Below are 12,132 nucleotides of genomic sequence, written 5' to 3' on the forward strand. Positions count from 1 at the left end.
AATCGCAGGCGTTTTCACACAGCCTGGGTCGTTCTCTGCCGACTGTGACAGACAGAAAACGACCCATAGCGGACACAGGCGGGGCATTCCGATTAGCTAAATTGACGCTCATACAGAGTGACCTGCTGAGGAAACAACTCACCGTAGAGAGGATGTGGAATACCGAAAATGTTCACTTCGATGCAAGGTGGCGGGAGCTCTTTGGAGTGATCCAAGATGCCCAGGCCCGCACATGGAATAACCAGACCCGCTTCAGTTTGAACAGAAAGATCCAGGCCGGTCTGATCGTGGTGATTCGTGGAACACTCGTTCTGGATAGCTGCGTACCCCTCAGCAGGCTCGAATTGGCCTGAAGCAACGCCCATGGGGGGATCTCCGTAATCGAGCGCCGAGTAGCCCACCAAAACCAACCCGCTATAAATTGAGAATCGCGTCATGAGACTGCCTATTGATTGCCATGCAAAGACCCAACCAGCGGTATATCACTCGGCTGATCCTTAAGCGAGGGCGAGCCTGTTGAGCTACCGCAATTGGCCGATTCCTGCCTTTCGAGAGAGGCAGGAATCCACAACCCGAAGCGGACTTTCAAGCTTAGTGATCGTGAATTGGTATTACAAGCAACAGTTCGTAGGTCAAATCTGCTTCATAAAATGTGGTGCACCATTCTTGAAAGCCCGACCGGGGCTCGCACAATAGACGGACGATGAGTCCGGACTCCGTACTAAAAGTTTCTTTGACTACTGCGATATCTCCAGGCGCCGCATCACGAGCATTTATCCAATCAACATACACAGCCTTCGTAGAATCGACGTGGGTTAGTTTTATGAAGTCGCCTTTGGAAAGTGTCATGGCTGTCTTTAATGCCTCATACCGGTCAGGTAAAAACCTCGTTCGAGTGACCGCTCTGGCCCGATTTCTGCCTGTCGAGAAGGGCTGCAATGCGCAATTCTCTACCGATCACGGTTACGAAGCATGACGGTCAAATCCCATGCAACCGGTGGTCAGATGCGATGCAAATTATTGGTCAGGTCGAATGCAAACAGGTGGTCAAGTGGAGTGCAATTTCGCACTCAAACGAAGGCCCTACACCAACCGCTCAATCTTCTGATGCTGCCAGACCATTTTGTAATACAGCGTCTGCAACATCAGCATGCCCAGATAGGCCACCGGAAACGCCATCCACACACCTTGCAGCCCAAAGCGCGCATCCAGCAGATACGCCACCGGCAACTGCACCCCGACCACACAAACGATCGTAACTACCACCGGCACCAACACCGTGCCGCTGGCGCGCATGATGCCGCCGACAATCGCCTGAAAGCCAAACACCAGCAGGCTCCAGAGCATGATGTGCAACAGGTGTTCGGCCATCGCCCGGGTGGAATCATCCGTGAGGAACAACCCCAGCAACCAGTGCGACAGCAAGTAACCCAACACCACCAAACCACCGGTCAGGCACGCGTTGATCAACAGCCCCGTGCGCAAAATCGGCCCCATGCGCTCGATGCGCCCTGCCCCAATCGCCTGCGCGCCGAGGATCGACGCCGTGATCGCAATCGACAGCGCCGGGAACTGCACGTAATTGACGATCTGCGTCACCGCCCCGTACGCCGCCGTCGCCTGGGAACCGTGCTGATTCACCAGCGCCAGAATCACCAGCTCCGACAACGACAGCACCACCATCTGCAACCCGGTCGGCAGCCCGATACGCAATACCTTGCCGAGGATCTCCAGATCCAGCCGCATCGACGCAAACATCTCCCGATCCGGCGCCAACGGATGCCCCTTGCGAATCAACCGCCACGCCAGCCACCCCATCGCCGCCAAGTTACCCGCCAACCCCGCCCACGCCGCACTCTGAATCCCCATCGGCGGCAACCCCAACCACCCGAGAATCAACGCCGGCGTCAGCGCCAGCCCGACACACGTCGACACCACCAGCGCCAACAACGGCGACACCGTATCGCTCACCCCACGCAGCAACTGCGTAAACAACACAAACACCAACAGCGACGGCAAGATCCACATCATCACATGCGCATACGCAACCGCATCGTCCAGCACATCCACCGGCGTGCCCAAACCCTGCAACGCCGGCCGGGCAAACACACTGCCCAACACCGCCGCCGCCAACCCGATCATCGCCCCCAACAGCAACGTCGAACCCGCGATGGCCTTCACCAAATGCAACTCGCGAGCACCCCAGGCTTGGCCGATCAACACGCCAGCGCCCGCGCCGAGGCCGATGACCAGGGCGATGAAGAAGAACACCACGGGGAACATACCTGATACCGCCGCGAGAGCCTGTGTGCCGAGCATTTGGCCGATGTAGATGCTGTTGATGGTGCCCGACATGGATTGGAGGAAATTGGAGAGGACCATGGGGGCTAGGAATAGGAGGTAGGTTTGCCAGAGGGGGCGTTGGATGGTGGGGGTTTGCATTGAGGGTCCGTCTCGGGTGGGGGCTGGCGTTTGGGAAATTCTACGCTACGGGACTGGGAACAATGCGCTTCTATTTTGCACGCGGCCATGTGAAATCCGAGTCCGGAAACCTCTGCCAAAAGTAAAGATTTCAATCTCGGACGCGTACTTTTCGGATGCGCAAACCATGGCCGACTTTTTCAACACAATCGGCCAGAAGCGGCCATTTTCGGTCAGTTGTGACAGGCTAAACTCGTCAGCGTGCTTCGCTGCGACTCCAGATTTTTGTCCTGAGTGGGGACCGAGCGTATCGGGTTTACCTCCCTTCTTTTTCAATGCCACATCTGTGCGTCTCATGTCGCCGATAACTGAGTACGTGCGACAGTTTCACGCCCGAATGAGTCGTCGCATAACTCAGAAGTTATGCGACAGCATTTTCAAATCCGCTGTACCAGTATAAAAGCGCAAGGCCCATCGTAAAAAGTTAACTCACTCATCTTAAACGCTGCGCCCCCCCTAAATTCATAAGTTCGTTAGTCATCATCAGCCATATGACCATGCGAGGGGTGTATTGCCGCTTACCTCACGTAAACTCCCGAGACGGCTCCCCATTAATATGTATAGTTTGAGTGAGGCAGTAGCCACGATTTCTGACTGCGCGAAAGAGATACCTACCTCCAGCGCTTTTCTTGAACTTTACTTGCAGTCTACTCAAACTCATCTCCAGGCCACGATAGAGACCAGGCTCTCTCCCAATACTACTAATTAGCTCTGCCCTGCTGATTACGCGCTCCTCCTTGAGGAGCATGTTCTTTACAATTATGCTCTCAATATTTGTCAAGTGTATTTGATTAGCACCATCAAACAGGATTCGATTATTTATATCGAGCTTCCAGCATTGAGGGCGTTGAAGTGATATCTTTGCAAAGTTTGTCATGGTTTTTGATTGTACAATTCATGAATATAACAAAAAACAAATCGCAAAAACTATTACTTATTTTTGTCTTCAGCAATGTTATTTAGGAACGCATTTTTAAACGTAAGCTTTATTAGGGCGACTGCGCAGCCAGACTGTTGACTTATAGCAATATATTTGTAAGTTAGATATTAAGCACTTATAGTATTGTTAGCTTGTTAAAATTCTTAATTATCCAGATTCAAAGTTGATGAATAATTTTCAAATATACCGAGCACACTAATAGATAGCTAGCTCATGAACTGTAACAGTCTTCTGCTGTTTTGGTAACAATATGCCGTCCAACCGACAGCGCACCTGTAGGGGAGGACGCAGAAAACGGAGATTTTGCCACCTGCTCGCGCTGCCCCAAGACTGCCGCAGCATGCAAAGCGGGGCCCCTAGGGCGGAAAAGAACTGCGTTATCGACCGCTCACTCATTGTCTCTTCTCCATTCGTAGGAAATGCGCAGATTTCTCCTAAGACGTTTCGCGTCCGTGAGCGCCAACAGCCAAATAGCTGGGCTTGCTGCGCAAGCTTGAGGAGGAGTTTATAGACCTGGTGTGCGCCAGCCTTTCATTTGGCGACAGCGTTTTTTCATTTCATGACAACCCATAACCTTTGATCTGACATTGCACGTAGCGTTGTTTGAGTCAGTTTTTGCGTGGTGGTCATGCCCCTCTCCAGCCCCACCAATATGTCGTCAGTGGTTTGCAAATTCGCGATGGGGTTTGAGAGTACGAAATCCTGAGGGTCAGCTTTGGGTCGATTCTGTTGAAAAAGTCGATCAGTTTCCACGGCTGAAAAGTACGTGCTTGAGATTGAAATCTTTGCCTTGAGCACAGGACTCCGGGATCAGATTTCGCGTAGCAGCGCGCAATAAAGGCGTTTTCAGCAGTCCGTATGCAGGCAGTCTTGAAGGATCGACTTTTTCAACAGAATCGGCCAAAAGCCGGTATTGCACCGCTGGGGAGGAAATAGCCGTAATCCATTTTCCCCTAGTAAAAAAAATTCAGTTCGGCTCACCAAACGACGAGGCTTTGGGCGGCCATCCGCTTATTGGACTTGGCCTCAAGCATTACCAAATTCATCGAATAGATAATTCGCCCTGGCTAGCAGAGCTTGAGCAGAGAAACGCCATTCATCCGCGACACGATAAACAGCGATTTCTAAAAGATGCCATCCATTATGTCTTTACGTTTCAGGACTCTACCCTGGAATGCATCGTAATTGAGGGGCAGTTCTGGCATCCAAAAGTACAAGTCTTTACCTCGGAGCAGAAGGCAAGGGATGTCTGGCGCCAACTGATAAATGACGTGGGCGTATGATCCCCAATAGTCAGGTGTGGATGACGGCTAGCCACCCTTCGTGGAGGGCTGCAATCGATCAGAGTCGGCAGAATATTGCCTTTGGCCATTAAGTCTGCTCCGTGCCGGTCGATAACAGATTCAACTATCTATTTTTCTAATTTTCTTGCTTTGGGTGCCAATTTGATTAAGCCCATTCAGATCGGGTGTCTAGTTTTATTGAGCGGTTGCGTTGGTCATTACCAGCAACCAGCGCCAGCAGCGGCGCATGCGACACTGGACGCAAAGTGGGGTAATAACAATCTTATGCATGGAGGCGTCCAAGCCTACTACGCATTTTATGATAGCCATTGCCTCGACACAGAAGAAACTGGCGTGCTGGGTGCAATTTCAGCGTCGAAACCGGAAGTTAATCAATTCTTTGTCAAGCCAAATAGACGCATCTATTTACACGCCTTCAGCTCGGGAATAGTAAACCGCAGGACAACTGATGAACCAGTATTTAGTAGAAGCTGTTTGAGCATTGGTAGTTTCATCCCCCAAGCCGGAACAACCTATCAGATTAGCCACTCAGCCCCTGACTCCGGTTGTTCGTTAAAGGTGATCGATACTAAAACAGGGATAGCTCCTGATACCTATATTGTCGAACCAGTTACAAAGGAATGTGGATTAAACTAGAACCGGCTTATGGGGCTCCAGGCTAACCCACAAAAACATAGGCGCTCACTAGGATGTATCCGACGGGCTGCTTAGGGTCGGTTCCGGCCGGTCTCGACCGCAAAAAAACGGCAAAAAAGCTGATTCTTGATTATGAAGCAGTTAAATCCAAAATATCTACTAAAAGAAAATGTACATGAAAAAGCTAAGTAATGATTTCAGTGGAGCACTCCGAACGTTTGCGTACTTCATGGCAAGTGGAAGCCACTACATGCTTGAAAACGTGAAGTACCTCGACATTTATGGCTCTGAGCCGAGTGCAATTGAGATGGTCTTCGCGATATTCGCGAACGTAATAGAGATGGACAGTGAAGGCAACGTGCTCAATTTCACCTACGCCCAAAGGAGAGCGACCGACTACTTAAGGTCATACTGCGACCCACTTTTCAAAGTAACGCCGCCTCTTGAAGACTGGGAAACTGAGCTCTATGGGCCGCCCTCACTCGGACGCTAAGAAATGACTTTAGCTCGCAGACACGAGGGACCGGGAAGGGGCGAAAGTATCCAGCCGAGTGGCTGCTTTTGGCTGTGGACTCAACCGGTCGGCCAAAGACGAAATGAAGCAAGTCAGCACGTCTTGTGCTGACAACCATCTATTCCTTATACGAAATGAACCTACGATTGAATAGGTAATGATGCGGTCATCTTCGCGTGACACACCGCCAGAATTTCATCCGCCAACGCCGAGTCGTCAGGACAGGCGCGCGATAGCATGATCGCACCGACCGCGCGCGCCAGCAGGTCGATCATTTTCTCCCTCGCCTCACCCGCTGGCGCATCCGGCCCGGTCGGGTATTTTTCGCCGAGCGTTTGCAACGTGCGCTCGATGCCTTCAGCGAATGCCGACTTCAAATCGCCGGACTGACGCGCAGCGTCGCCGCACAACGCCGCCATGGTGCAACCCGTGGCGCGCCCGTCGCGATGATCCCTGGACACATACACATCGATGAAATCCTTGATGCTCAGTGCTTCAGCGCTGATCAGCGATTGCGCAAGGCTGTTGGCCGAGGCCTCAGCCATCAAGTCGGCCTTCGAACCGAAATGTTTGTAGAAACCGCCATGGGTGAAACCGGCGGCGGCCATCAGGTCGGCCACGCCGACACCGTCAAAACCGCGCTCGCGAAACACGACTGAGGCCGTTTCGACGATGTGCTCCCGGTTTGCCTGGGCCTGGGCCTTGGACACTCGCATGTTCGATACCTCGCTACAGCTGGAAATTCATGGGTTGATGATACATAGATGTTGCTCATAATCAAAATTGTTGACAGTTTAGATTTCGATCATCATCCTAAATGCCAGCCATATGAAATTTACCAACGGGCACGGAACAAACACCCATGAGCGACCTGAATCTGTTTACCCCTTACACGCTTGGCGCCCTGACGCTGTCAAACCGCGTGGTTCTCGCCCCGCTGACGCGCAATCGCGCCGGAAAAGGCTTTGTACCGAGTGAATTTGCTGCTGCCTATTACAGCCAGCGAGCCAGCGCGGGCTTGCTGATTTCCGAAGCCTCGCAGATCTCGCAGCAAGGACAGGGCTATCAGGACACGCCAGGCATTTACACACCGGCTCAGATAGAGGGATGGCGCAAGGTGACCGATGCCGTGCACGCCAAGGGCGGGAGAATTTTCCTGCAACTGTGGCATGTGGGCCGTGTTTCCCACGTGGATCTGCAACAGCAAGGCGCGGCGCCGGTAGCCCCTTCCGCGCTTCGTCCCGCGACCAAGGTGTTCGTCAACAATCGCTTTGAGGACGTTTCCGAGCCGCGAGCGCTGGAGACTGACGAACTGCCGGGCATCGTCAACGATTTCCGCCAAGCGGCGGCAAACGCCATTGCGGCAGGCTTCGACGGCGTGGAAATCCACGGTGCAAACGGCTATTTGCTGGATCAGTTCATCAAGGACGGCGCCAACCTGCGTACTGACGCCTACGGCGGTTCGATCGCAAACCGTGCGCGCCTGTTGCTGGAAGTGACGGCTGCCGTGGCCGCCGAGATTGGTGCTGAGCGCACTGGTATTCGCCTTTCGCCTGTCTCGCCGGCCAATGGTGTATCGAGCAGTGATCCACAGGCTCAGTTCGATTACATCGTCGACCAACTCAATGCTCTGGACATCGCTTATCTGCACGTCGTCGAAGGCGCGACCGGTGGGCCACGCGACGTGGCGCCCTTTGATTTCGACGCCTTGCGCCAGCGCTTCAAGAACACCTACATCGCCAACAACGGCTATGACCTGAACCTGGCCACGGCACGTCTTGCGCATGACAAGGCCGACCTGATCGCCTTTGGCCGCCCTTTTATCGGCAACCCTGATCTGGTGGAGCGGCTCAAGACCGGTGCGCCACTGTCCGCCTTCGACCCCTCCACGCTCTACGGCGGCGGTGCGGCGGGATACATCGACTACCCGACGCTTGCCGAATCAAGCGCTGCCGCGAACCAGGCACTGGCTGATCGAGCCTGATTTTACTCGCGCATCAATCCCAATCCATGTTCCTGATAAAGAGCTGACATCATGACTACTCACCCGACCGTTCTCATCACTGGCGCTTCCACCGGCATCGGCGCGGTTTACGCCGAGCGTTTCGCCCAACGCGGGCATGATCTGGTGTTGGTCGCCCGCGACCACTCGCGCCTGGAAACGCTCGCCGCAAAGTTGCGTGGCGAACACAACGTCGCCATTGAAGTGCTTCAGGCCGACCTGACTCAACTCAGCGACCTGCACACCGTCGAAGCGCGCCTGCGGGATGACGCGCGCATCGGCATCCTCGTCAACAATGCCGGCGCCGCACAGTCCGGCACCTTCATCGAGCAAAGCACCGACAGCGTTGCGCAACTGGTGGCCCTCAACACCACCGCGCTGGTGCGACTCGCCAGCGCCATCGCGCCACGCCTGGCCAAAGCAGGTGAAGGCGCGATCATCAACATCGGTTCGGTGGTGGGTCTGGCGCCTGAGTTCGGCATGTCGGTCTATGGGGCGACCAAGGCGTTTGTGCTGTTCCTTTCCCAAGGCCTGAGCCTGGAACTTTCGCCTCAGGGTGTTTATGTGCAAGCCGTATTGCCCGCCGCCACCCGCACGGAGATTTGGGACCGCGCCGGTATCGACATCAACACCTTGAGCGAAATCATGGAAGTCGGTGATCTGGTCGATGCCGCACTGGTTGGCTTCGACCGCCGCGAACCGGTGACCATTCCTCCGTTGCAAGAAGGCGAGCGCTGGGATGCCCTGCAAACCGCGCGTCAGGGTCTTTTGTCGCAGATCAGGCAGTCCGCCGTGGCGCCACGCTATTTGACTCAAGTCTGAACCCTGTCGAGCAGGTCGGCCTCGCCCCGCAATCGGACGGAGTAAACATGACCCTTATGGCTACAAGCAATCATCCAGGTTCGCAGTCGTCATTTATCAACGCGGCGAACCAGTCGGTTCTGGTTGGCGGGATACCTTTCGCCTATCGTGATCTGGGACCCAGAACGCAGGTCCCGCTGGTCATGTTCAACCATTGGGGGGCAGTGTTGGATAACTTTGACCCCAGGATTATCGACGGTCTGGCAAAAAACCGGCGTGTCATCACCACCGATTACCGCGGTATCGGTGGCTCGGGTGGCGCCGCGCCATTGACCGTCGGTGAGATGGCTGACGATGGCATCGGCTTTATTCGTGCGTTGGGTTTGGACAAGGTTGACCTGCTCGGCTTTTCACTCGGCGGCTTCGTCGCTCAAGACATCGCCCTGAAAGCTCCCGATCGCGTGCGCAGGCTGATCCTCACCGGAACCGGACCGGCCGGCGGCACAGGCATCGACAACGTCGGCTCGGTGACCTGGCCGTTAATGATCAAGGGTCTGCTGACGCTACGAGATCCCAAGTTCTACCTGTTCTTTACCACCACGGCCAACGGACAACGCGCCGCGTCCGAGTATTTGCAACGATTGAAAGAGCGCCGGCAAGACCGGGACAAAGGCCCGACACCCCGCGCGTTTTTACGGCAATTGAAAGCCATTACTGCGTGGGGCAAGCAGGCGCCGCAAGAACTCGGTCGCCTGCGTATGCCGACGCTGATAGCCAACGGGGACAACGACATCATGGTGCCCACTGTCAACTCGCTTGAGCTGGCAAAGCGAATCCCCAACGCGCAACTGATCATTTACCAGGACGCCGGGCACGGCAGCATTTTCCAGCACCCTACCGATTTCGTGGCCAAGGCTTTGGCGTTCCTCGACGCCTGACAGCCTGAACGTCTCATCGCATCAACGTCGCCGGGGCCGCGCCCCATTCTCATTCCACCGACAAGAGCAACTGCAACATGAAGGCATTTTTTATCAACCGCTACGGCGAGCAGAACGGAATGGTTGGCGAAGTGCCCGACCCTACGGTCGGTGTGCATGACGTTCTGATCCAGGTGCATGCAACGAGCGTGAACCCGTTGGACTCGAAGATCAGAACCGGGGAGTTCAAACTGATCCTGCCCTATACATTTCCATTGGTATTGGGCAACGACCTGGCGGGTGTGGTCGTTCGCACGGGCTCGGCGGTGAAGCGATTCAAGCCAGGAGATGAAGTCTATGCACGCCCTCCCGAGGATCGGATCGGGACGTTTGCCGAATTGATCGCCGTGAACGAAAACGCGCTCGCGCTGAAACCCTCGAACCTTGACATGGCCGAAGCGGCGTCCGTGCCCTTGGCCCTCTTGACGGCCTGGCAGGCGCTGGTTGAGACCGCCCAGGTAAAAAAAGGCCAGAAGGTGTTGATTCATGCCGGATCCGGCGGTGTCGGCACGTTTGCCATCCAGCTCGCCAAACACCTCGGCGCCTTCGTTGCGACGACCACCAGTACGGCGAATGTCGAATGGGTGAAGGCGCTAGGGGCGGATGTGGTCATCGACTACAAGCAGCAAGATTTTGCAACCGAGTTGCGCGATTTCGACGTGGTGTTGAACAGCCTCGGTGCCGATGTACTGGAGAAATCGGTCAAGGTTCTCAAGCCTGGCGGACAGCTCATTTCCCTTTCGGGACCACCGACAGCAGAATTTGCCCAAGAGCAAGGCTTGTCCTGGATGCTACGGCAAGTCATGCGCCTGCTGAGCAGCGGTATTCGCAGAAAAGCCCGCAAGCACGGGGTGAGCTATACATTTTTGTTTATGCGTGCCAACGGGGTACAACTGCAAAAAATCACCTCGCTTATCGAAGCTGGCGTCATCAAACCGGTCATCGATCGTTCCTTCCCTTTTGAATCGACTGCGCAGGCGTTGCGGTACGTCGAGCAGGGCAGATCAAAAGGCAAAGTCACCATAACAATCAAATAAGCGCACTACGAAAAATGTCCGAAGATAACGTGCATGCCGCCAAGTATCACATTCCAGCGCCTGAACCAGAGGAGCAGCCACCGCACAACAGACACACGCAGGAGCGGTTGCAACCGGAAGTCGCACCTCTAGAAAAGCCGATAATCATTTGGCGTAGCTTGATGCTTGAGCAGTAACGAGAAATGGTTGAAGCCATTTAAATGTTTTCGACCAAGTAATCGCACCTGCTTTACACGCGGGTCCTGCACCAACCCCGGAAATAGATGTGATCGGCCGACGCTTGCGGGCCCAAGCCGCGGAGTAAATGAAAACGGGCGCCTGAGTGGCGCCCGTTTTTGTATCCGCGCACCGGACTTCTCACGCTGATTGTCTACGCCAAGTGCCAGGTGATGTGCCGAACTGGCGTTTGAATGCGCGACTAAACGCGGCTTCGGATTCGTAGCCAACTGCAAAACCAATTTGCGCCACATTACCGCGACCTTCGCGCAGGTGTTGAGCCGCCACGTGCATACGCCAGAGCGTCAGGTATTGCATCGGTGGCTGTCCGACCAATGCCGTGAATCGTTCCGCGAATACCGAGCGCGACATGCCCACTTCAAGCGCCAGGGCTTCTGCAGTCCAGCCCTCGGTTGGACGAGCATGGAGCAGCGCCAGTGCGCGCCCGATATGTGGATCTCGCAAACCTGCCAGCCACCCGCGCCGCTCAGCGGGGAGGCTCGCGACGTACTGGCTGACGGCTTCGACGAATAGCAATTCGGAGAGCTTGGCGATGACCGTTGTCGAGCCGAGGCGCCCCGCCGCAATCTCGCTGACAGCGAACCGGAATGAGCTTTCAATCCAGGCTCCCGAAGCCGTCGCGCGCAAGTCTAGTTTCAATAAGGATGGCAGCGACGAAAGCAACGGACTGAAGGGGGTTTCAGAGCCGAGGAATCCGCACAATAGTTGCGTGACCTCGCCGCCCCCGCCGTACTTGATTCGTGAAATAGCGCCGACTTCCGGCGGCTGAATAACTTCGCCCGCCGGCATGGGCGCAATGCTCAGGTCGCTGCCAAAAGAATGAGCGTCATTGTGAGGAAGCAGAACGAGTTCTCCTGCCCGCACGTCGATGGCGGCACCGCCGTCGACTTGTAATTGCATATGCCCTGCGGCGACAAAATGCGACGCAATGATATGTCGAGGTGCCTCCAGGAACGGTTTGCAATCGTCCGCAGAGATTCTTCCCTTGATGCACCAGGGCGCAGTGAATTCCGCCTCGAGGAACACCCCTCCAGACAGCCGAATCACACGCAACACATCAGAAAACGCATCCAGCAATTGCCAGCCCTCCGTTCCGGAGTCCGGAGCATGTAATCAGGCGCACTGGTCATTCATCGCCTGAACTGCGAGGCCTAGATTAGCACCAACGCGGACTCCGTGACCGAGACGATCCCCAGAGGCTTC

At 55.1% G+C, this 12,132-nt stretch carries 9 protein-coding genes; 5 read left to right on the forward strand and 4 right to left on the reverse strand.

Features of this window, described 5'->3' with window-relative positions; translation table 11 throughout:
- Positions 1-92: 92 nt before the first annotated feature.
- Together AB7M22_RS16025 and AB7M22_RS16030 are read right to left on the reverse strand one after the other, a co-directional pair.
- Positions 93-365, reverse strand: a complete 273-nt coding sequence (locus AB7M22_RS16025) for a hypothetical protein (RefSeq protein WP_454187052.1) — start codon at positions 363-365, stop codon at positions 93-95.
- Positions 366-1,083: 718 nt separating this feature from the next.
- Positions 1,084-2,442 carry an MATE family efflux transporter gene (locus AB7M22_RS16030; RefSeq protein WP_454187053.1) on the reverse strand — a complete coding sequence of 453 codons (1,359 nt, stop codon included), beginning with the start codon at positions 2,440-2,442 and terminating at the stop codon, positions 1,084-1,086.
- Between the two features lie 3,094 nt (positions 2,443-5,536).
- Between AB7M22_RS16030 and AB7M22_RS16035 the strand changes: the two genes are divergently transcribed.
- The gene (locus AB7M22_RS16035; RefSeq protein ID WP_454187054.1) at positions 5,537-5,854 is read left to right on the forward strand and encodes a DUF7677 family protein; all 318 of its coding nucleotides are present in this window, start codon (positions 5,537-5,539) and stop codon (positions 5,852-5,854) included.
- A 161-nt stretch (positions 5,855-6,015) separates the two neighbouring features.
- Here AB7M22_RS16035 and AB7M22_RS16040 read toward each other — a convergent pair whose 3' ends face one another.
- Positions 6,016-6,591, reverse strand: coding sequence for a TetR/AcrR family transcriptional regulator (locus tag AB7M22_RS16040; RefSeq protein WP_454187055.1), 576 nt, complete (start codon positions 6,589-6,591; stop codon positions 6,016-6,018).
- A gap of 146 nt (positions 6,592-6,737) precedes the next feature.
- Between AB7M22_RS16040 and AB7M22_RS16045 the strand changes: the two genes are divergently transcribed.
- From AB7M22_RS16045 to AB7M22_RS16060, 4 genes are all read left to right on the forward strand, one after another.
- Positions 6,738-7,859: an alkene reductase gene (locus tag AB7M22_RS16045; protein ID WP_454187056.1), complete on the forward strand. Its 1,122-nt coding sequence runs from the start codon at positions 6,738-6,740 to the stop codon at positions 7,857-7,859.
- Positions 7,860-7,910: 51 nt separating this feature from the next.
- A complete protein-coding gene (locus AB7M22_RS16050) occupies positions 7,911-8,699 on the forward strand; it encodes an SDR family NAD(P)-dependent oxidoreductase (RefSeq protein ID WP_454187057.1) in 789 nt (262 codons plus the stop codon).
- A gap of 47 nt (positions 8,700-8,746) precedes the next feature.
- Positions 8,747-9,616, forward strand: coding sequence for an alpha/beta fold hydrolase (locus AB7M22_RS16055; RefSeq protein ID WP_454187058.1), 870 nt, complete (start codon positions 8,747-8,749; stop codon positions 9,614-9,616).
- A gap of 77 nt (positions 9,617-9,693) precedes the next feature.
- Complete coding sequence (locus tag AB7M22_RS16060) at positions 9,694-10,692, forward strand: NADP-dependent oxidoreductase (protein WP_454187059.1); 999 nt, start codon at positions 9,694-9,696, stop codon at positions 10,690-10,692.
- Between the two features lie 357 nt (positions 10,693-11,049).
- On the opposite strand, the gene AB7M22_RS16065 is transcribed toward AB7M22_RS16060, so the two are convergent.
- Positions 11,050-12,006, reverse strand: a complete 957-nt coding sequence (locus AB7M22_RS16065; RefSeq protein ID WP_454187060.1) for an AraC family transcriptional regulator — start codon at positions 12,004-12,006, stop codon at positions 11,050-11,052.
- Positions 12,007-12,132: the final 126 nt, after the last annotated feature.

The sequence above is a fragment of the Pseudomonas sp. ADAK2 TE3594 genome (assembly GCF_053628675.1).